The organism is Streptomyces sp. NPDC050145 (assembly GCF_044460245.1).
Classification (GTDB): domain Bacteria; phylum Actinomycetota; class Actinomycetes; order Streptomycetales; family Streptomycetaceae; genus Streptomyces.
The window spans coordinates 199466-220623 of sequence record NZ_JBITJS010000008.1 but is presented as its reverse complement, the minus strand read 5'-3'; the positions used below and the strand labels follow the sequence as shown (position 1 = coordinate 220623).

Below are 21158 nucleotides of genomic sequence, written 5' to 3'. Positions count from 1 at the left end.
CACCGTTCGCGCTGTTGACCCCGGAACGGCGGAGGCGAGGCAGATGACGGAGCTGACCCACGAGTCCACCTTGCGTGAACTCGTCACCGAGCAAGGAGTGTTGCGCTACCACGAGGCCGGGGACGGGCCGCCGCTCGTCCTCCTGCACGGCTCCGGCCCCGGCGTCACGGGCTGGCGCAACTACCGCGGCAACCTCGCCGCGTTCGCCGAGCACTTCCGCTGCCTGGTCCTGGAGCTGCCCGGCTTCGGGATCAGCGACCCCGTCGAGGGCCACCCCATGGCGACCGCGTCCGCGGCCCTGGAGCGGTTCCTCGACGCGCTGGGCCTCCAGCAGGTCGACGTCATCGGGAACTCCATGGGCGGCATCGTCGGCACCCAGTTCGCCCTGAAGCACCCCGACCGGGTCCGCCGGCTCGTCACCATCGGCGGCATCGGCCGCAACCTGTACAGCCCGGGCCCCGGCGAAGGCATCCGGCTGCTCAGCGAGTTCACCGACGACCCCACCCGCGAGGGCCTGATCCGCTGGCTGCGCTCGATGGTGTTCGACCAGAGCCTCGTCACCGAGGAACTCGTCGAGGAACGCTGGCAGTTGGCCGTCGAGCCGGACGCGCTCGCCACCGCGCGCTCCATGTACGGCAGCGCCGCGTTCGCCGCGATGGCGGCCGCCGCCGCGGCCTCCGACGAACCCCCGTACTGGGCCGTCCTGCACCGACTGAAGGCCAAGACCCTGATCACCTGGGGACGCGACGACCGGGTCAGCCCGGTCGACATGTCGATCGTGCCGATGCGCACCATCCCGGACGCCGAACTGCACGTGTTCCCCGACTGCGGGCACTGGGTGATGATCGAGCAGAAGGCCGCCTGGGAGAGCGCGGTCCTCGCCTTCCTGACCCGCAAGGACCCGGCCTGACCCGGCCCGGCGCGTCCTGACGCGACCCTCACCTCTCATCTCACCCCCTTCGCAAGGAAGTAGTGATCCGCCATGTCCAATCCGGTTCTGGACGCCGTCGTCGAGCGCGCCGAGGAGATCAGCGCGCTCGGTCCCGCCAACGAGACGCTCGGCCGCCTCGACGACCAGGCCGCCAAGGCCCTGCGCGAGACCGGCGCCATCCGCATGCTCCAGCCGAAGACGCACGGCGGACTCGAACTGCACCCCCGCGAGTTCGCCGAGACGATCATGAAGATCGCCTCCTGCGACGGCGCGACCGGCTGGGTCTCCGGCGTCGTCGGCGTGCACCCCTGGGAGATGGCCATGGCCGACCCCAAGGTGCAGGACGAGGTGTGGGGCACCGACCCCGACACCTGGATCGCCTCCCCGTACGCGCCGATGGGCCTGCTGCGCCCGGTCGACGGCGGCTACGTCTTCAACGGGCACTGGCAGTTCTCGTCCGGCACCGACCACTGCGACTGGATCTTCCTCGGCGCCTTCCTGGCCGGCGAGGACGGCGCCATGCTGAACCCGCCGCGGGCCATGCACGCCATCCTGCCCCGCGCCGACTACGAGATCGTCGCCGACTCCTGGGACGTCGTCGGCCTGCGCGGCACCGGCAGCAAGGACATCGTCGTCCGCGACGCCTTCGTGCCCGAGTACCGCGTCATCGACTTCCAGGACGTCATCGACGGCCGGCTCGCCAAGGAGCGCGGCCTGACCAATCCCATGTACCACCTGCCGTTCTCGGCCGCGTTCCCGCTCGGCATCACCGCCTCCGTCATCGGCATCTGCGAGGGCGCCCTCGCCCACCACCTCGCCTACCAGCGCGACCGCGTGCAGATCACCGGCACCGCCGTCCGCGACGACCCGTACGTCCTCTACGCGGTCAGCGAGGCCGCCGCCGAGATCGCCGCCTCCCGCTCCGCGCTGCTCGACAACGTCTGCCGCGTCCACGACATGGTCGAAGCGGGCGAGACCGTCGACTTCGCCCGGCGCGCCGCCGGACGCCGCATCCAGACCAGCGCCGCCTGGCGGGCCGTGCGCGCCGTCGACGAGATCGTCGCCCGCTCCGGCGGCAACGCGATGCGCAACGACAACCCGCTCCAGCGGTTCTGGCGCGACGCCCACGTCGGCCTGACGCACGCCATCCACGTGCCCGGCTCCGTCTATCACGCCGCCGCGCTCACCGACATCGGCGTCGAGCCCCCGCAGGGCCCGATGCGCTCGATGATCTGACGGGGACGTCGAGTTGACCCACGACACCATCGCCGATCTGCTGCTCGCCCGCACCGGCGACACCCGGCCCGGACTGCTCACCCGTGAGCGGACCTGGACCTGGGACGAGGTCGTCCGGGCGAGCGCGGCCCGCGCCGCGCTCGCCCGGACCCTGCGCACCGACGGCCCCTTCCACATCGGCGTCCTGCTCGACAACGTGCCGGAATACCTGTTCTGGCTCGGCGGCGCCGCCCTCGCGGGCGCCGCCGTGGTCGGCATCAACCCGACCCGGCGCGGCAGCTTCCTGGAACAGGAGGTCCGGCACACCGACTGCCAGGTGATCGTGACGGACCGCGCCGGACGCGAGTTGCTCGACGGGCTCGACGTCGGCGTGCCGCCCGAGCGCTTCGTCCTCGTCGACGACCCGGCGTACGCGGAGCGGGTCGCGGCCCACGCGGCTCTCGCGGACGAGCCCGCCCGCGACCAGGCCGTCGACGCGGCGACCCGGATGCTGCTCCTGTTCACGTCCGGCACCACGGGCGCGTCCAAGGCGGCGATCTGCTCGCAGGGCCGCCTCGCCGGTCTCGGCCACGCCAACGCCGCCAAGTACGACGTGACCCGCGACGACATCTGCTACTGCCCGATGCCGCTCTTCCACGGCAACGCGCTGATGGCCCTGTGGGCCCCGGCCCTCGCCGCGGGCGCCGCCGTCGCCCTCACCCCGAAGTTCTCGGCGTCCGGATTCCTGCCCGACGTACGGCACTTCGGCGCCACCTTCTTCACGTACGTAGGCAAGGCGATCGCCTACGTCCTCGGTCAGCCCGCCCGCGACGACGACGCCGACAACCCCCTCACCCACGCCTTCGGCACCGAGGCGTCCCCCGAGGACAAGACCGCCTTCCTGAGCCGCTTCGGCTGCCGGCTCGTCGAGGGCTACGGCTCCAGCGAGGGCGCGGGCATGCTGAGACAGGCGCCAGAAGGACCGGCGAGCGCGCTCGGCGTGCCCGCGCGCGACGGCGTGCGGATCGTCGACCCGGAGACCCGCGCCGTGTGCCCGCCCGCCGTCCTCGACACGCACGGCCGGGTGCTCAACCCGCAGGAGGCCATCGGCGAGATCGTCGACACCGAGGGCGCCGCCCGCTTCGAGGGCTACTACAAGAACCCCGCCGCCAACGCGGAACGCGTCCACCACGGCTGGTACTGGACCGGCGACCTCGGCTACGTCGACGAGGCAGGCTGGTTCTACTTCGCCGGACGCTCCGGCGACTGGATCCGCGTCGACGGCGAGAACACCTCGGCCCTCCTCACCGAGCGCGTCCTGCGCCGCCACCCCGACGTGCTCGCCGCGGGCGTCTTCGGCGTCCCCGACCCGCGCAGCGGCGACCAGGTCATGGCCGCGATCGAGATTCCCGAGGGCCGCCGCTTCGAGGACCTGAGGCTCCCCGAGTTCCTTGCCGGACAGGAGGACCTCGGCACCAAGGGCGTCCCGCGCTACGTCCGCGTCTCGCACGCCCTGCCCGCCACCGGGTCCAACAAGCTCCGCAAGAAGGAGATGCAGTCCGAGGGCTGGCGCACCGCCGACCCCGTCCACCGCTGGACGGGCCGCGGCACACCCGCGTACGCGCTCATGACGGACGCGGACAAGGCGGCACTGCGCGAGGAGTTCCTGGCCAACGGCCGCGCCCGCTTCCTGCCCTGAACGAGAACCGACACGCGAGTGGAGAACGAGATGGACCTGCGCGAGAGCGCCGCACAGCGCGCACTGCGCCGGGAACTGCGGGCGTACTTCGCGGCCCTGCTGCCCGAGGACGAGCGGCGCAGGGCCGGCGAGGAAGGTGTGGGCGGCGGCCGGTTCCGCGAGGTCGTGGCCCGGCTCGGCGCCGACGGCTGGCTCGGCATCGGCTGGCCCGTCGAGTACGGCGGCCAGGGGCGCCCCGCCGAGGACCAGTACGTGTTCTTCGACGAGGTCCAGCGGGCCGGGCTGCCCTTCCCGTTCGTCACCGTGAACACCGTCGGACCGACCCTCATGGAGTACGGCACCGAGGAGCAGAAGAAGCGGTTCCTGCCCGGCATCCTCGCCGGCGAGACCGTCTTCGCCATCGGCTACACGGAGCCCGGCGCGGGCACCGACCTCGCCTCCCTCACCACCCGGGCCGTCCGCGACGGCGAGGACTTCGTCGTGGACGGCGCCAAGATCTTCACCAGCGGCGCCAACACCGCCGACCACGTCTGGCTCGCCGCCCGCACCGACCCCGACGCGCCCAGGCACCGGGGCATCTCCGTGCTCATCGTGCCGACCGACGCCGAAGGGTTCTCCTGGAGCCCGATCAGGACCGTCGGCGGCATGACCGTCACCGCCACCTACTACAGCGGCGTCCGCGTCCCGGCCGACTCCGTCGTCGGCGAGGTGCACGGCGGCTGGCGCCTGATGACCGCCCAGCTCAACCACGAGCGCATCGGCCTCGCGGCCCTCGGCGGCCGCACGCTCCAGCTCTGGGAGCAGGTCCTCGACCGGGCGAAGGCCGACGGCACGGCCGAACTTCCCTGGGTCCGCCAGGAGTTCGCCCGCACCTACGCCCGCCTCGAAGCCATGCGCCTGATGAACTGGAAGATGACCGACGCCGTCGCCCGGGGCGCGCTCACCGGGGCCGACGCGGGCGCGGTCAAGGTCTACGGCACCGAGACCCACATCGACGTACAGCGGTCCCTGAGCCAGATCCTCGGCGCGGCCGGCCGGATCCGCCCCGAGTCACCCGGCGCGGTCCTCGCCGGACAGGTCGAGCAGCTGTCCCGGCAGAGCATCGTCAACACCTTCGGCGGCGGCGTCAACGAGGTGCTGCGCGACATGGCCGCCACCCAGAGCCTCGGCCTGCCCCGCGAGAGGCGCACCGCATGAGCACCGAGGACGACCTCTACGAGCGACGTCTCCAGGCCTTCACCGGACGCGTCCTGAGCGAGCCGACGCCCGGCCAGGACCCCGTGAACCAGCCGATGATCCGGCACTGGGCCGAGGCCATGGGCGACACCAACCCCGTCTACACCGACGCGGCCGCCGCCCGCGCCACCGGCCGGGACGGCGTCGTCGCCCCCGCCTCGATGGTGCAGGCCTGGACGATGCGCGGCTACACCGCGACCGTCGCGCCGCGCCCCGGCCGCGGCGGCTACGAGGAGCTGGTCGAGCTGCTCGACGAGGGCGGCTACACATCCGTCGTCGCCACCGACTCCGAGCTGGAGTCCGTCCGCGAACTCGTGCCCGGCGACGAGGTGTCCGTCGCCGAGGTCGTCGAGTCGATCTCCGAGGAGAAGCAGACCGGCCTCGGCGCCGGGCGCTTCGTCACCACCCTCAAGACGTACCGCGACCAGCACGGTGAGGTCGTCGCCACCCAGCGCTGGCGCACCCTTCGCTTCCGCCCCGCGGCCCCCCACACGGCCCGCCCGGCCCGCGCCCTGCGCCCGCGCCCGGCGGTCAACCGCGACAACGCCTTCTGGTTCGAGGCCGCCAAGGACCACCGGCTGCTGATCCAGCGCTGCGCCGACTGCAAGGTGCTGCGGCATCCGCCCGGCCCCTGCTGCCCGCACTGCGGCTCCCTGGAGTGGGACACCGCCCAGGCCTCGGGCCGCGGCCGCGTCCACACCTTCACCGTGAACCACCACCCGCGGCACCCCGCGTTCCAGTACCCGCTGGTCGTCGCCGTCGTCGAACTCGACGAGGGCACCCGGCTGATCACCAACCTCACCGGCATCGCCCCCGAGGACGTCGAGATCGACCTGCCCGTCGTCCTCGACTGGCTCGACGCCGACCCCGACCTGTCCCTGCCGGTGTTCCGGCCCGCCACGACGGAGGCCCGCTGATGGATTTCTCCCTGGGAGAAGAACTCGAAGCCCTGCGGGACCTCGCCCGTGAGATCTTCACCGACCGGGCGACCCCGGACCGGCTGCGCGCCGTCGAGACCTCGGACACCCGCACCGACGACGACCTCTGGCACACCCTCGCGGCGTCCGGCCTGCTCGCCGCCCCGCTGCCCGAGGCGGTCGGCGGCGCGGGCCTGGACCTGCCCGCGCTCTGCGTGCTCCTGGAGGAACAGGGCCGCCGCGTCGCGCCCGTCCCCCTGTGGCCCGCCGTCCTCGGCGCCCTGACCCTCGCCGCCCACGGCGGCTGTCTGCCGCTGTCCTCGCTCACGGACGGCAGCGCCCGGGTCACCCTGGCCCTGGAGGAGTTCGGGCCCGCCGACCCGCGCGAGCCCCGTGCGACGACGGCCCGCCCCGACGAGGACGGCTGGCGGCTCCACGGCACCAAGGCCGTCGTGCCCGCACCGGCCGGCGCCGGGCACGTCCTGGTGAGCGCCGCCACCGACGCCGGACCGGGACTGTTCCTGCTCGCCGCCGACGCGCCCGGCGTGACCTGGACCCCCGCCGAGACCACGACCCACGACCGCAGCGCCCACCTCGACCTCGACGGCGCCCGCGCACAGCCCGTCGGAGCCCCCGGCGAAGGCGCCGTGGAGCGGCTCGTGGACCAGGCGTCCGTCGCCCTCGCCGCGCTCCAACTCGGCGTTACGCAGGGCGCGTTGGAGCATGCCGCCACGCACCTCACGGCCCGCGAGCAGTTCGGCCGCCCCCTGGCCACCTTCCAGGCCGTCCGGCACCAGCTCGCCGACTGCCTCATCGACATCGAGGCGATGCGCGTGACCCTGTGGCAGGCGGTCACCGCGCTCGCGGACGGGGAAGGCGCCGAACAGGCCGTGCTCGTCGCCAAGTGGTGGGCGGGGGACGGCGGCGCGAACGTCGTGCACCGGGTCCAGCACGTGCACGGCGGCCTCGGCGTCGACACCGACTACCCCGTCCACCGGCACTTCCTGTGGGGCCGGCAGCTCTCCACTACCCTCGGCGGCCCCGGCGCGGGCCTCGCCCGGCTCGGCGACCTCCTCGCCGGTCAGCAGGTGCCGGCGTGACCGCCCCCACCAGGACGTACGACGACGTCACCGTCGGAGAGTCTCTGCCGCCGCTGGAGATCCCGGTCACCCGGAGCCTGATCGTCGCGACGGCCCTGGCGAGCCGCGACTACCAGGACGTGCACCACGACCCCGAACTCGCCCGCGCGCGCGGTTCGAAGGACATCTTCATGAATATCCTCACCACGAACGGACTCGTCGACCGGTACGTCACCGGCTGGGCCGGGCCGGGCGCCGTGGTCCGTGCCATCCGCATCCGCCTAGGTGTCCCCAACTACCCGGACGACACCATGGTGTTGACCGGAACCGTCGTCACCACGTCGGACGCGGACCGGCGCGTGGAGATCGCGGTGCGCGGCACCAACAGCCTCGGCGCCCACGTCACCGGCACCGTCGCCGTGTCCCTCCCCGCCGGAGCCGGACAGTGACCGCCACGGGCCCGCTGTCGGGCCGCGCCGCGGTCGCCGGTATCGGCGCCACCGAGTTCTCCAAGGACTCCGGACGCAGCGAACTCCAACTCGCCTGCGAGGCGGTGCTCGCCGCGCTCGCCGACGCCGGGCTCACCCCCGCCGACGTCGACGGCCTCGTCACCTTCACCGCCGAGACCAACTCCGAGATCCACGTGGCCCGCAACACCGGCATGGGCGAGGTCACCTTCTTCTCCCGCGTCGGCTACGGCGGCGGCGCCGGCTGCGGCACCGTGCAGCAGGCCGCCATGGCCGTGGCCACCGGCGCCGCCGAAGTCGTCGTCTGCTACCGGGCGTTCAACGAACGTTCCGGCGAACGGTACGGGCTCGGCCAGGCGGACAAGGCCATGGACAGCAGCGCCGACCGGGCCGCGTACGCGTGGATGACCCCCTTCGGACTCAACACGCCCGCCCAGTGGGTCGCCCTGTTCGCCCGCCGCTACCAGCACGAGTACGGGGCGACCAGTGAGGACTTCGGCCGCGTCGCCGTCGTCGACCGCAAGCACGCCGCGACCAACCCCGCCGCCTGGTACCACGGGCGGCCCATCACGCTCGCCGACCACCAGGCCTCCCGCTGGATCGCCGAACCGCTGCGGCTGCTCGACTGCTGCCAGGAGACCGACGGCGGCCAGGCCCTCGTCGTCGTCTCCGCCGAACGCGCCCGCGACCTGCCGCACCCCCCGGCCGTGATCCGCGCCGCCGCGCAGGGCCTCGGCGACGACCAGCACATGATGACCAGCTACTACCGGCCCAGGATCAGCGGCATCCCCGAAATGGGCCTGGTGGGGCGGCAGTTGTACGCGCAGAGCGGGCTGCGGCCCGACGATGTCGACGCCGCGATCCTCTACGACCACTTCACGCCGCTGGTCCTGCCGCAGCTGGAGGAGCTCGGCTTCTGCGGCACCGGCGAGGCCAAGGACTTCATCGCCGACGGCCATCTCGAACTGGGCGGGCGGCTGCCCACCAACACGCACGGCGGCCAGCTCGGCGAGGCCTATCTGCACGGCATGAACGGCATTGCCGAGGGCGTCCGCCTCGTCCGCGGCACCTCCGTCAACCAACCCGACGGCGTCGGCCACGTGCTCGTCACGGCCGGCACCGGCGTCCCCACCAGCGGCCTCGTCCTGGGAGTCGACCGATGAACGCACCCGTGTCCGCACCGACCGGCGCCGCCTGGCGCGGCCACGACCTCGGCCGCCGCACCGTCGCCTACACCGAACGCGACGCGATCCTCTACGCGCTCGCCGTCGGCGCCCGTGCCGACGAGCTCGACCTCGTGCACGAGGACCGCCTGCGGGTCCTGCCCACCTTCGCGCTCACCCTCGCCCAGTGGGCACCCGACGCGCTCGGCTCGGCGGGCGCGTTCGACGTGACGACCGCCGTCCACGGGGCGCAGCGCCTCACCGTGCGCCGACCCCTGCCGCGCAGCGGCGAACTCGCCATGACCGCACGGGTGTCGGAGGTGTGGGACAAGGGCGCCGCCGCCGTCTACGAGGTCGAGGTGGGGAGCGATTTCTTCGTCGCGACCTGGTCCCTGTTCGCCCCGGGGCGTGGTGGCTTCGGCGGCGAGCGCGGCCCCTCGGCCCCGCGCCCGTCCGACACCGCCCCCGACCACCGCGTCACCGTGCCCACGCACGCCGAACAGGCCGCGCTCTACCGCCTGCTGGGCGACCGGCACGCCATGCACATCGACCCCGAGGCCGCCCGCGCCGCCGGTATGCCCCGGCCGTTCCTGCACGGTCTGTGCACGCTCGCCGCGGCGACGCTGCCGCTCGCCCGCACGCTGGGCGCGCACCCCGCCGACCTGGAGACGCTGGAGGCACGCTTCTCGGCCCCGGTGTTCCCCGGCGACCGGCTGCTCGCGGAGTGCCGGGCCGACGGCCCGCGCGCCCTGACGTTCACCGCGTCCGACGCCGAGCGGGGGAGCGCGGTCCTGTCAGGAGGCCGGGCCGCCTTCCGTACCGGGACCTGAAGGGCTCTCTACACATCAGGCCCGATGTCGGCGTGGACGGCGTCGTGGTCCGAGTACCGGCTCGGATGGACGCCGTGCCCGCGCGCCGCGATCCCGCGCAGGAACACGTAGTCGAAGGTGCTGTGCCAGTCCGTCGTGGTGGCACAGCCCGCCGTGGGGGAGGGACCGCACTCGGGGGCCGCGTTCCGTGCCACCTTCCACAGGGGGCGCAGCTCGGGCGACCCGGGCACGGCGTTGAAGTCGCCGAGCACGATCGTGTGCGCGTACCGCGAGACGGCCGCCGCGAGGAAACGGACCTGGCCCGCGCGGACCGACTCCTGGCTGCGCTGGGCGAGATGCGTGTCGAAGACGCGGACGGGCCGGCCGCCCACCACGGTCGTGACGGCCAGGTAGCCGCGGTCCTCGGAGCCGCCGTCCGGGTACTCCGCGGTCCTGCGCTGCGTCATCGGCGACGCGGACAGGATCGCCTGCCCGAAGCCGCCCGGCCGCCACGGCAGCCCGCCGCACCGCCCCCAGTTGCGCAGCACCGGCCCGTACGCCACCTGGTAGCGCAGCCCGTACAGGCGCTCCAGGTGATCGCGGATCCGCTCGACGTCCCGCGCGCACGCCTCCTGGAAGCCGATGACCTGCGGCGCGTACGCGGCGATGTGCGCGGCCCGGCCCACGGCGAGTTCGGGCCCGCCGCAGGGATTGCACAGGTTCCACGTCATGACCCGGCCGTCGACGACCTCCGTGGGCGCGCCGGGCGGCAGCGCGGGCCGGGCGACGAGCGTCCCGCCGGGCGCGCTCGGGCCGAGCAGCAGCAGGGCGAGCACGCACAGCACGATCGCGAGCGTCCGCCCGCGTCCGACGGACCGGGACACCATCGCCTCCCCTGGTGATGCCTGACGGCTGTGATGTCTGACCGCCTGTGATGTCTGACGCTCTCGAGGGTATGCGCCTGATCGCGGTGGTGGCCGACCGGCCGGAGCGGCAGAATCCGACTCGGCGGGCGATCCCCGCGACGGACGAAGCTATGAAAGAGGACAAGGTCATGGTGGAGCAGGACGAGCGGTTCGACGTGGTCGTACTGGGAGCGGGACCCGGCGGATACGTGGCCGCGGTCCGGGCGGCCCAGCTCGGCAAGCGGGTCGCGGTCGTCGAGGAGAAGTACTGGGGCGGCGTCTGCCTGAACGTGGGCTGCATCCCCACCAAGGCCCTGCTGCGCAACGCGGAACTGGCCCACATCTTCAACCACGAGGCGAAGACCTTCGGCATCAAGGTCGACGGCCAGGTCACCTTCGACTACGGCGAGGCCTACACCCGCAGCCGCAAGGTCGCCGACGGCCGCGTCAAGGGCGTCCACTACCTGATGAAGAAGAACAAGATCGCGGAGTTCGACGGCCGCGGTACCTTCCTCGACGCGCACACCCTCCAGGTCGCCGGGTCCGACGGCACGACCCGCACCATCGGTTTCGAGCACTGCATCATCGCCACCGGCGCCACGCCCCGGCTGCTGCCCGGCACCGAGCGCAGCTCCCGCGTCGTCACCTTCGAGGAGCAGATCCTCGCCGACGAGCTGCCCCGCTCGATCGTCATCGCCGGCGCGGGCGCGATCGGCATCGAGTTCGCGTACGTGCTGCACCAGTACGGCGTGAAGGTCACGATCGTCGAGTACCTCGACCGGATGGCGCCCCTCGAGGACGCCGAGGTGTCGGCCGAACTGGCCCGCCAGTACCGCAAGTTGGGCATCGACGTGCTGACCTCCACCCGGGTGGACGCCATCGACGAGTCCGGCCCCGACGTCCAGGTCACCGTCACCGGCAAGGACGGCGCCCAGCAGGTCCTCACCGCCGACAAGGTCCTCCAGGCGATCGGCTTCGCGCCCAACGTCACGGGCTACGGCCTGGAGGGCACGGGCGTCGCGCTCACCGAGCGCGGGGCGATCGAGGTCGACGGCTTCTGCCGCACCTCGGTGCCGCACATCTACGCCATCGGCGACGTCACCGCCAAGCTGATGCTCGCGCACACCGCCGAGGCGATGGGCGTCATCGCCGCCGAGACGCTCGCCGGGGCCGAGACGATGGAGCTCGACTACGCGATGATCCCGCGGGCCACCTACTGCCAGCCGCAGATCGCCAGCTTCGGCTACACGGAGGCGCAGGCCCGCGACCTCGGCTACGACGTGAAGGTCGCCAAGTTCCCCTTCATGGCGAACGGCAAGGCGCACGGCCTCGGCGACACCAACGGCTTCGTCAAGCTCATCAGCGACGCCACGCACGGCGAACTCATCGGCGGGCACCTCATCGGCCCCGACGTCACCGAGCTGCTGCCGGAACTGACGCTGGCCCAGCAGTGGGACCTCACCGTCCACGAGGTCGCGCGCAACGTCCACGCGCACCCGACCCTGGGCGAGGCCGTGAAGGAGGCCGTGCACGGCCTCGCGGGCCACATGATCAACATGTGACGCGCCCGGGACGTCGGCACTGCTGACCGGAGTGTGGGACGGAGCCGGGGGCGGCTTCGTCCCGCACTCGGCGAGCGGCTAGTGTTCGCTCCCGTACTGCCCGACACGGGGTGCTCCCGCACATGCGACGGAGCTGAGATCACACCCGTAGAACCTGAACCAGTTAGCACTGGCGGAGGGATGTCAGCGATGTCGATACCGCATGTCTCGAGCGAGCCCCGGAGCACCGCCTTCGACGGGCGGATGCCCACCGCGCCGGGGGACTGGCGCCCCGAGGCGCGCGGGATCGCGCCCGTCCCCGAGGAGCACCGCTACGGCGGCGCCGGCCGCCTCTTCACCGTCTGGTTCGCGCCGAACCTGACGATGAGCGGCGTCTTCACCGGCACCGTCGGCATCGCCCTCGGCCTCGACTTCGCGACCGCGCTGGCCGCCGTCGTCCTCGGCACGGTCCTCGGCGCGGTCCCCACCGCCTACCTCGGCACCTGGGGCAGCCGCACCGGCGCGGGACAACTGCCACTCGCCCGCCTCGCGTTCGGGCGCGGCGTCGTGGTCCCCGGCGCGCTCCAGTGGCTGTCGTCCATCGCCTGGGACGCGCTCATCGGCCTGTTCGGCGGCGACGCGCTCGCCCGGCTGTGCGGCTGGCCGTTCTGGCTCGGCGCCCTGGTCATGATGGGCGCGCAGGGCCTGCTCGGCGCGTTCGGCTACGAGGCGATCCACCGCCTGCAGAAGTGGATGACGGCCGTCCTCGCGGTCGCCTTCTGCGCCCTGGCGCTGCGCCTCGCGGACGCGGGCGTCACTCCCGAGTCCCACGGCGCCGCGCAGGGCGCCGACCGGATGGGCGCGTTCGTGCTCACGACGACGATCGCGCTCAGCCTGTCCGTCTCCTGGGCCCCGTACGCGAGCGACTTCAGCCGCTACCTGCCGCGCACCACGTCCCCGTCCCGCATGTTCTGGTGCACGCTCGCGGGCATCGTCGTCTCCTTCACCGCGGTCGAGGCGCTCGGCCTGTGGGGCGCCTCCGTCTTCACCGACCAGACCGCCCAGGGCGTCGACACCCTCCTCGGCGGAGGCGTCGTCGGCTCGCTCGGACTGCTGGCCGTAGCGCTGGCCGCGCTGTGCAGCAACGCCATGAACGACTACAGCGGCTCGCTCGCCCTCCAGGTCGTCGGTGTCCGGCTGCCGCGCCCGCTCGGCGCCGCGCTCGCCGCGCTCCTCGGCTTCCCGCTCGTGCTGTGGATGCACGCCGCCGACACCGCGGCACGCTTCCAGAACGTGCTGCTGTTCGTCGGCTACTGGATCCCCGGCTTCGTCGCCGTCGTCCTCGTCGACTGGCTGGCCCGGCACCGCGCCCGCGACGGGGCGCCCGTGGACCTCGCGGCGGAGGAGGCGCGGCCGCAGCCGGTGCTCCCCGCTCTGATCGCCTTCCTCGGGTCCTTCGCCGCCACCGTGCCGTTCATGGACACCGCCCTCTATGTGGGACCGGTCGCCGAGGCGCTGCACGGCGCCGACCTCGGCTACTACGTGGCCTTCGTAGTCGCTCTTGTCCTCTATGTCCCGATCCGGCTCCGCGGGCGTGCCCAGGCCTGATCCACCCCGTCCGACCATGCCTGCTGAAAGCGGGACAAATCCTGAAATTGCGCAGGTCAGGGGACTGGTGCCGCGTGGCGCGGGGAGGAAAAGGGCGGATCGGACACGCCTGTGTGAGCCGCGCCATGTGACCTGCGTCATCTACGGGCCCGGGTAGTAGCCGGACGCCGTGGCCGCGTCCTGCTCCACCTCGCGGAGACGTCCGTTTACTGCGTAGTCGGGTAGTACGTCACACCTTTGCGTCCTGTGTGGACCGCCCCTAAAGCTGTGCGTCGTTCCAGGCAGCAGCCGGGACGGCAGAACGGCGGAACCTCCGCCGGAGCCTCACGACGCACCAGGGAGTTCCCCCGCATGAACCTCAAGCGCACCCGGACCGGCGCCGCCCGCACCTCTCGCCTCCCCCGCTTCTCCGTCGCCGGCATCGCCGGTGCGGGCGCCGTGGCCGCCGCGCTCACCCTGGTCCCCACCACCGCGCAGGCCGCCGAGCCCGCCGCGGCCCCCGCCTCGGTGACGACGGCGTCCCTGGTCGCCGCCAAGGGCTACACGAACAACCTCGACGGCTGGATCCGCGAGTCCCTCGACATCATGGCCGCCAAGGGCATCCCCGGTTCGTACGACGGCCTCTACCGCAACATCATGCGCGAGTCCTCCGGCAACCCGCTGGCCCAGAACAACTGGGACATCAACGCGATCAACGGCACCCCGTCCATCGGCCTGCTCCAGGTGATCCAGCCGACCTTCGACGCCTACCACGTCGAGGGCACCGCCTACTCCCTCACCGACCCGGTCGCCAACATCACCGCCGCCGCGAACTACGCCGCCGACCGCTACGGCTCGATCGACAACGTCTTCGGCGCGTACTGAGCCGACGGCACGGGGGCGAGGCACGACCCGGGACGACGACGCGGGCCGCCCGACAGGGCGGCGAGGAGCACCACATGCACGGCAGCAGCGCAGACCATCCCCACCCGGCCCCCGAGTACGGGCCCCCGAGCACCGGGGGCTCCCGGCACCGGCGGCGCAGGCGGCCCCTGCGCTGGATCGCGTGGGGCGCCGCGGCCCTGGTCGTGGCCGGCGGCACCGGCGTCGCCTACGCCTGGCAGCACCTCGACGGCAACATCAAGGGCACCGACGTGAACGCCGCCCTGGGCACGGATCGCCCGGACGCGCCGAACGACGGCGCCATGAACATCCTGCTGCTCGGCTCCGACTCCCGGGCCGGCACCCACGGCCACTACGGCACCGGCATCGCCGGAGCCCGCGCCGACACGGCGATGGTCCTGCACGTCGACAAGAGCCACAAGAAGGCCTCCGTCGTCAGCATCCCGCGCGACACCCTCGTCGACCGGCCCGAGTGCCGGACCACCGACGGCGGCAGCGCCCCGGCCGCCCACGCCACCATGTTCAACTCGTCGTACCAGGTCGGCGGCCCGGCCTGCACCGTCAAGACGGTCGAGCACATGTCGGGCGTCCGCATGGACCACTACCTCGAGGTCGACTTCAAGGGCTTCCAGAAGCTCATCGACGAACTCGGCGGCGTGGACGTCAACACCCGCAAGGCCATCGACGACCCCTACAGCGGCCTCACCCTGAACGCGGGCAAGCACCGCCTCAAGGGCGAGCAGGCCCTCGAACTCGTCCGCACCCGGCACGGCGTCGGCGACGGCAGCGACCTCGGCCGCATCCAGCTCCAGCAGGCCTTCGTGAAGGCGCTCATCCAGCGCGCCGACACCCTCGACCCGCTCAGCCACCCCGCCAAGTCGTACGCCCTGATGGACACGGCGACCAAGTCCCTGAGCGCCGACTCCGAACTGGCCTCCGCGAAGAAGCTGCTCGGCCTCGCCCAGGAACTGAAGGGCATCAGCCCCGCCCGCACCCACATGCTCACGCTGCCCGTCACCTACGACGCGCAGGACGCGGGCCGCGTGCTGCCGCTGCGCAAGGCCGACGAGCGGGTGTGGAACGCGCTGCGCCACGACCGCTCCGTCCCCGAGTCCGTGACCCGCGACTCGGTCGGCGACCGTGGCGACACCCCGCTGTCCTCCGAGGCGTAGCCGCCGGCGGGCAGGGGACGCGGCAGGAGTTCAGCAGACCCGCAGGCCCGGCACCGGCTGGTCGTTCTCGCCGCCCTTGAGGTACACGGCGCTCACGTACACGTTCGCGTTGCCCGAGTCGTCGTCGGTCTTCGCCCACCAGACGTTCGTCCACTTCCCGTACGTCTCCCGGTAGGGCAGCTTCGCCTGGCAGTAGAAGTAGTTGGTGCCCGAGTTCAGGGTGCCGACCGCCCGGTGACCGGAGTCGTAGGACGTGGCGGAGCGCCACACCTCGCAGTTCACCTTGCCGCCTCCGCCACCTCCGCAGGACGGGCCGGGCGCACCGCCGTCGGAACCGCCGCCGGAGCCGCTGCCGTCGGAGGGGGCGCCGCCCGATTCCTCCCCGCCGGCCGGTGCGGACGCCGTGGGCGATCCGCTCCGGGAGGCGGCCGGGCGGGAGGCGTCGGCGGAGGGTGTCTCGCTCGCGCCGCCCTTGCTGTCGCCGTCCCGCCGGTCGTCTTTCTTGCCGTCCTTCTTGCCGTCCCCCTTGCTGTCCTCCGGGAACTGGGAGGAGCCGGACTCGTCGCCGCCCGGGGTGTGCCGCGCGCCCGGGTGCGCCGAGTCCGCCGCCCCCGTGCCGCGCCCGCCGCCGTCACCGCCGCCCCGGCTGGTGACGAGGTACGTCGCACCGGCCCCGGCGAGCAGCACCGCCGCGACGGCCCCGGCGACGGCGGCCCTGCGCCGCCCCCCGACCTTCCGCCGCTCGGTGTCGGCCTCGGAGCCGGGCGGCGGGGCAGGGCTGTGGACGGGCGTCGACGGCGCGGTCTCCGGCCCCTGCGGCGGCCCGAACTGTCCTACGGGCGCGGGCGCGGGCGCGACCGGCGCCGCGCGGCCCAGCCGTACCGTGTCCGGTGACCCCGGCGGCAGCGGCTGCCCCGCGGCCACCGCGTGCAGCAACTGGGCCGCGCGGACCGCGTCGGCGCGCAGCGCGGGATCCTTCTCCAGCAGCTCGGCGAGCGCGGGCGTCAGGAGCGCACCGGCCCGCCGCGGCGGCGGCAGGGGGTCCGACACGATCGCCGTTATCGTCGACCAGGTCGAGGTCCGCCGGAACGGGGACACCCCTTCGACGGCCGCGTACAGCGTCGCGCCCAGCGCCCACACGTCCGCTTCCGGGCCCGGCTCGCCGCCCCGCGCCCGCTCGGGCGACAGATAGTCGAGCGAGCCGATCACCTCACCGCTGCGGGTGAGCCGCGTCGCGGCGCCGTCGTCGGGCTCGTCCATGGCCGCGATGCCGAAGTCGGTGAGGACGACCCGGCCGGTGCGCTCCAGCAGGATGTTGCCCGGCTTCACGTCCCGGTGCAGGACACCGACGGCGTGCGCCGCCGCCAGCGCGTCCGTGACTTGGGCGCCGATCCGGGCCGCCTCGGCCGGCTCCAACGCGCCGCGCTCGCGCAGCAGTCCGTCGAGCGAGGGCCCGTCGACCAGCTCCATCACGATGACCGGCCGGCCCTCGTGCTCGGTCACGTCGTACACGGAGACCACACCGGGGTGCCGCACCCGGGCGGCGGCCCGCGCCTCCCGCTGCATCCGCAGCCGCTGCTCGGCCAGGTCCCGCGCGTCCGCGTCGCTGAACGACCGGAGTTCCTTGACGGCGACCTCGCGGCGCAGCGTCTCGTCGACCGCGCGCCACACCGTGCCCATGCCGCCGCGGCCGAGCCGCCCGACGATGCGATACCGGCCGGCGACCAGCCGCCCGTCGCCCGCCTCCCCCGTGTACTCGCTCATACCCCGTCACAGTCTCCGAAGGTGTGCCGGGTTGCAGCCTAGCGACTGCCGGTGACAGCGCGTCGTCGTCCCGGTGAGCGGACCGTGCTCACGGCTCGCCCCGGCGGGAGGCCCCGGGGGCGCGGGCGGCGGGGCGGTCGGCGCGCGCGGAGGAGGTGAGCTGCCAGGGGACGCTCACCACCATCACGCCCGGCGTGAACAGCAGCCGGCTCTTGAGCCACAGCGCCGTCTGGTTGTGCAGCAGGTTCTCCCACCAGTGACCGACGACGTACTCGGGGATGAACACCGCGAGCACGTCCCGGGGCCCCGCGCGCCGCACGGACCGTACGTACTCGACGACCGGCCGGGTGATCTCGCGGTACGGGGACTGCAGGACCTTCAGCGGCACGTCGATCTCGAACTCCTCCCACTGCCGTTCGAGCCGTTCCAGGCTCGCCGCGTCGACCGCGACGGTCAGCGCCTCCAGCTCGGCGGGGTGGAACGAGCGCGCGTACGCCAGCGCCCGCAGGGTCGGCTTGCGGACCGTGGAGACGAGCACGATCGCCAGGACGCGGGACGGCAGCCGGCGCTCGGTCTCCGGGTCCGCGACCGCGAGTTCGGCGGCGAAACGGTCGTAGTGCCGCCGGATCGACCGCATCAACTGCCACAGCAGCGCCGCGACGAGGACGGCGAGCCAGGCGCCCTCGGTGAACTTCGTGGCCAGCACGATCACAAGGACCAGACCGGTGACGACGGCGCCGGTCGCGTTGACCGCGCGCGACACATGGTGGCGGCGCCGTCGCGCGGGCTCGGTCGTGGCGCGCAGCTCGCGGTTCCAGTGCCGGACCATGCCGGTCTGGGACAGCGTGAAGGAGGTGAACACGCCGAGGATGTAGAGGTGGATCAGGCTGGTCACGTTCGCGTCGTAGCCCCACAGGAGCAGACACGTGACCAGGGCGAGCGCCAGGATGCCGTTGGAGAACGCGAGCCGGTCGCCGCGTTTGTGCAACTGGCGCGGCAGATAGCTGTTCTGGGCCAGGATCGAGCACAGCAGCGGGAAGCCGTTGAACGCGGTGTTCGCGGCGAGGACGAGGACCAGTGCCGTCGCCGCCTGGATGTAGTAGAAGCCGACGCTGTCGTGGCCGCCGAAGACGGCGGCCGCGAGCTGGGCGATGACGGTGCGCTGGCTGTGTCCGTGGCAGTCGCCGGCGAGCCCGGTCAGCCGGCAGGGGTCCTGCGCCACGTGCACGTCGGCGACGAGCGCGAGGACGGTCACCCCGGCGAACATGACGACCGCGAGGGCGCCCATCACGGCCAGCGTCGTCGCCGCGTTCCGCGCCTTGGGCCGGCGGAAGGCCGGTACGCCGTTGGAGACGGCCTCGACACCGGTCAGGGCCGTGCACCCGCTGGAGAAGGCTCGCAGGACGAGCATGGTGAGCGCCAGACCGGCCAGTTGCGTGTTCCCTTCCTTGGGCGTCACGCCGTACGCCGCGCTCTCCGCGACCGGCGCGTCCCCGAGCAGATACCGCAGCAGCCCCGTGCCGACCATGATCAGCACGCCGCCGATGAACAGGTACGTGGGAGCCGCGAACAGCCGGCCCGACTCCCGCACGCCCCGCAGGTTCATCGCCGTGAGCAGCACGACGAAGCCGACGGCCATCAGCACCCGGTGCGCGGCGAGCGACGGCAGCGCCGAGATGATGTTGTCGACCCCGGACGCCACCGACACCGCCACCGTCATCACGTAGTCGACGAGCAGCGACGCGGCCACCACGAGCCCGGCCCGCGGCCCGATGTTCGTCGACACGACCTCGTAGGAGCCGCCGCCGCTCGGATACGCCTGGACCACCTGACGGTACGACAGGACCACGACCGCCATCAGCGCGACGACGGCGGCCGCGATCCACGGGGTGAAGTGCAGATACGCGAGGCCGCCGAGCGTCAGCACCAGCAGGATCTCCTGCGTGGCGTACGCCACCGAGGAGAGCGGGTCCGAGGCGAAGATCGGCAGCGCGATCCGCTTCGGCAGCAGAGTCTCCGTCAACTCCTCGCTGCGCCGCGCCCGACCGATCACCAACCGTTTGAGTACATCGGTCACCTTTGGCACGAAGTGAGCATAGGCCGCACGGGCTCACGGACCAGGGAGCTCGATGTCCCCGTCGACGCGCCTCGGGATGCCGTACGGGTTGTCGTCGCGCAGCGCGGCGGGCAGGAGCTCGTGCGGCACGTCCTGGTAGGCGACGGGCCGCAGGAAGCGTTCGAGGGCGCGGGAGCCGACGGACGTCGTGCGGGCGTCGGTCGTGGCCGGGTACGGGCCGCCGTGGACCATGGCGTGGCCGACCTCGACGCCGGTCGGCCAGCCGCCGGCGAGGACCCGGCCGGCCTTGCGCTCCAGCAGCGGGAGCAGGGCGCGGGCGTCCTCGGTGTCGCAGGTCGCCGTGTGCAGGGTCGCGGTGAGCTGGCCCTCGAGAGATCGCACGGTCTCGGTGAGTTCGGCCAGGTCCGTACACCGTACGACGAGCGCGGCGGCGCCGAACATCTCGCGCTGCGCCTCGGGATCGGCGATCACGTCCTTCGCCGCGACGGTCATCAGGACGGCCTGCCCGGGGCTCGCGGAGTCGGGCAGCGCCCCGCGGGCGAGGACCTCGACCCCGGGACGCGAGGCCACGGTGTCGGTCTCGGTCCGGTAGGCCCGCGCGATGCGCGGGGTGAGCATGGTGGCGCCCGCGTCGGCCGCGACGGCGCGCCCCGCCACGTCGAGGAACGTGTCGAGGTCCGGGCCGTCCACGGCGAGCAGCAGCCCGGGGTTGGTGCAGAACTGTCCGGCGCCGAGCGTCAGCGAGGTCACGAACTCCTCGGCGAGCGGCGCGGCCCGTTCGGCGAGCGCGCCCGGCAGGAGGACGACGGGGTTGACGCTGCTCATCTCGGCGTACACCGGAACGGGTTGCGGGCGGGCCGCGGCGGTGCGGGCCAGCGCGAGACCGACGGCGCGCGAGCCGGTGAACGCCACGGCCTGGATGCGTGGGTCGGTGACCAACTGGGTGCCCAGGGTGGGGCCGTCGCCGACGAGGAGGGAGAAGACGCCGTCCGGCAGCCCGTGCGCGACGACGGCCGCGTGGACGGCCTGCGCGGCGAGTTCACTCGTGCCGAGATGGGCGTCGTGGGCCTTGACGACGACGGGGCAGCCGGCGGCGAGGGCGGAGGCGGTGTCCCCGCCGAGTACGGAGAACGCGAGCGGGAAGTTGCTCGCGCCGAAGACCGCGACGGGGCCCAGCGGGATCTGTCGCTGACGGATGTCGGGGCGCGGCTGCGGGGTGCGGCCGGGCTGCGCCGGGTCGATGCGCGCGCCCAGCCAGCTCCCCTCGGTGAGGACCCGGGCGAACATCCTCAACTGGCCTGCCGTGCGGGCCACTTCACCGGTCAGCCGGGCCACCGGGAGGCCGGTCTCCTGGTGGGCGCGGGCGACGAGGGCGTCACTGAGCCCGGTCAGATGGTGGGCGACCGTCTCCAGGAAGCGGGCCCGGTCCGCGGGGTGGAGCGACCGGTACGGGTCGAAGGCGTCCTCCGCGGCCGCGCAGGCCGCGGCGACGTCCTCCTGGGTGCCGCCCGGGTAGGCGGGTTCGAGCGGTGTGCCGGTCCGGGCGTCGTGCGAGCGGGCCGGGGCGCCCGTACCGGTGACACGGCGGCCGCCGATGAACATCGCGCCGGTCAGCTCGGCGGCCGGCGGGGGAACGGGCTGAGGGGACGGGGACGCGGGGTTCATGGGGCTTCCTCGGCGGTGGGGAGCGGGC

The 21158-nt window shown here is 73.1% G+C and carries 17 protein-coding genes and 1 riboswitch; of the genes, 13 read left to right on the top strand and 4 right to left on the bottom strand.

The annotated features are described in order from the left end of the window. The first annotated feature begins 43 nt into the window (after positions 1-43). The 9 genes from ACIBTU_RS18140 to ACIBTU_RS18100 all read left to right on the top strand — a co-directional run bounded on the left by ACIBTU_RS18140 (position 44) and on the right by ACIBTU_RS18100 (position 9537). The gene (locus ACIBTU_RS18140) at positions 44-910 is read left to right on the top strand and encodes an alpha/beta fold hydrolase (protein WP_399127234.1); all 867 of its coding nucleotides are present in this window, start codon (positions 44-46) and stop codon (positions 908-910) included. 72 nt (positions 911-982) lie between these two features. Next, positions 983-2167, top strand: coding sequence for an acyl-CoA dehydrogenase family protein (locus ACIBTU_RS18135; protein WP_399127233.1), 1185 nt, complete (start codon positions 983-985; stop codon positions 2165-2167). Between the two features lie 13 nt (positions 2168-2180). Next, positions 2181-3845 carry an AMP-binding protein gene (locus tag ACIBTU_RS18130; protein WP_399127232.1) on the top strand — a complete coding sequence of 555 codons (1665 nt, stop codon included), beginning with the start codon at positions 2181-2183 and terminating at the stop codon, positions 3843-3845. Positions 3846-3875: 30 nt separating this feature from the next. Next, the gene (locus ACIBTU_RS18125; RefSeq protein ID WP_399127231.1) at positions 3876-5042 is read left to right on the top strand and encodes an acyl-CoA dehydrogenase family protein; all 1167 of its coding nucleotides are present in this window, start codon (positions 3876-3878) and stop codon (positions 5040-5042) included. After that, positions 5039-5998: a bifunctional MaoC family dehydratase N-terminal/OB-fold nucleic acid binding domain-containing protein gene (locus ACIBTU_RS18120; RefSeq protein WP_399127230.1), complete on the top strand. Its 960-nt coding sequence runs from the start codon at positions 5039-5041 to the stop codon at positions 5996-5998. Before ACIBTU_RS18125 ends, ACIBTU_RS18120 begins: the two co-directional genes overlap by 4 nt. Further along, the gene (locus ACIBTU_RS18115) at positions 5998-7098 is read left to right on the top strand and encodes an acyl-CoA dehydrogenase family protein (protein WP_399127229.1); all 1101 of its coding nucleotides are present in this window, start codon (positions 5998-6000) and stop codon (positions 7096-7098) included. The genes ACIBTU_RS18120 and ACIBTU_RS18115 overlap by 1 nt, the downstream gene beginning before the upstream one ends. Next, entirely contained in the window at positions 7095-7526 is a 432-nt protein-coding gene (locus tag ACIBTU_RS18110; RefSeq protein WP_399127228.1) for a MaoC family dehydratase, read from the top strand. Before ACIBTU_RS18115 ends, ACIBTU_RS18110 begins: the two co-directional genes overlap by 4 nt. Next, the gene (locus ACIBTU_RS18105) at positions 7523-8707 is read left to right on the top strand and encodes a lipid-transfer protein (RefSeq protein ID WP_399127227.1); all 1185 of its coding nucleotides are present in this window, start codon (positions 7523-7525) and stop codon (positions 8705-8707) included. Before ACIBTU_RS18110 ends, ACIBTU_RS18105 begins: the two co-directional genes overlap by 4 nt. Beyond that, positions 8704-9537, top strand: a complete 834-nt coding sequence (locus tag ACIBTU_RS18100; RefSeq protein WP_399127226.1) for a MaoC/PaaZ C-terminal domain-containing protein — start codon at positions 8704-8706, stop codon at positions 9535-9537. The genes ACIBTU_RS18105 and ACIBTU_RS18100 overlap by 4 nt, the downstream gene beginning before the upstream one ends. A gap of 8 nt (positions 9538-9545) precedes the next feature. Here the strand turns inward: ACIBTU_RS18100 and ACIBTU_RS18095 are convergent, their stop codons facing one another. Continuing rightward, a complete protein-coding gene (locus tag ACIBTU_RS18095) occupies positions 9546-10403 on the bottom strand; it encodes an endonuclease/exonuclease/phosphatase family protein (RefSeq protein ID WP_399127225.1) in 858 nt (285 codons plus the stop codon). A gap of 167 nt (positions 10404-10570) precedes the next feature. Here ACIBTU_RS18095 and lpdA point away from each other — a divergent pair, with 167 nt between their 5' ends. The 4 genes from lpdA to ACIBTU_RS18075 all read left to right on the top strand — a co-directional run bounded on the left by lpdA (position 10571) and on the right by ACIBTU_RS18075 (position 15624). Then, positions 10571-11983, top strand: coding sequence for a dihydrolipoyl dehydrogenase (lpdA, locus tag ACIBTU_RS18090; protein ID WP_399127381.1), 1413 nt, complete (start codon positions 10571-10573; stop codon positions 11981-11983). A 96-nt stretch (positions 11984-12079) separates the two neighbouring features. Further along, positions 12080-12181: riboswitch (TPP riboswitch) on the top strand. After that, positions 12173-13570, top strand: coding sequence for a purine-cytosine permease family protein (locus ACIBTU_RS18085; protein WP_399127224.1), 1398 nt, complete (start codon positions 12173-12175; stop codon positions 13568-13570). Its footprint overlaps the riboswitch before it by 9 nt. A 351-nt stretch (positions 13571-13921) precedes the next feature. Next, entirely contained in the window at positions 13922-14434 is a 513-nt protein-coding gene (locus tag ACIBTU_RS18080; RefSeq protein ID WP_399127223.1) for a transglycosylase SLT domain-containing protein, read from the top strand. 74 nt (positions 14435-14508) lie between these two features. After that, positions 14509-15624 (top strand): LCP family protein, encoded by a 1116-nt coding sequence (locus ACIBTU_RS18075; RefSeq protein ID WP_399127222.1) that lies wholly within the window; start codon positions 14509-14511, stop codon positions 15622-15624. Positions 15625-15654: 30 nt separating this feature from the next. On the opposite strand, the gene ACIBTU_RS18070 is transcribed toward ACIBTU_RS18075, so the two are convergent. The 3 genes from ACIBTU_RS18070 to ACIBTU_RS18060 all read right to left on the bottom strand — a co-directional run bounded on the left by ACIBTU_RS18070 (position 15655) and on the right by ACIBTU_RS18060 (position 21130). Continuing rightward, positions 15655-17388 carry a serine/threonine-protein kinase gene (locus ACIBTU_RS18070; RefSeq protein ID WP_399127221.1) on the bottom strand — a complete coding sequence of 578 codons (1734 nt, stop codon included), beginning with the start codon at positions 17386-17388 and terminating at the stop codon, positions 15655-15657. Between the two features lie 88 nt (positions 17389-17476). After that, the gene (locus ACIBTU_RS18065) at positions 17477-19474 is read right to left on the bottom strand and encodes an APC family permease (protein WP_399127220.1); all 1998 of its coding nucleotides are present in this window, start codon (positions 19472-19474) and stop codon (positions 17477-17479) included. A 24-nt stretch (positions 19475-19498) separates the two neighbouring features. Beyond that, the gene (locus ACIBTU_RS18060; protein ID WP_399127219.1) at positions 19499-21130 is read right to left on the bottom strand and encodes an aldehyde dehydrogenase (NADP(+)); all 1632 of its coding nucleotides are present in this window, start codon (positions 21128-21130) and stop codon (positions 19499-19501) included. Positions 21131-21158: the final 28 nt, after the last annotated feature.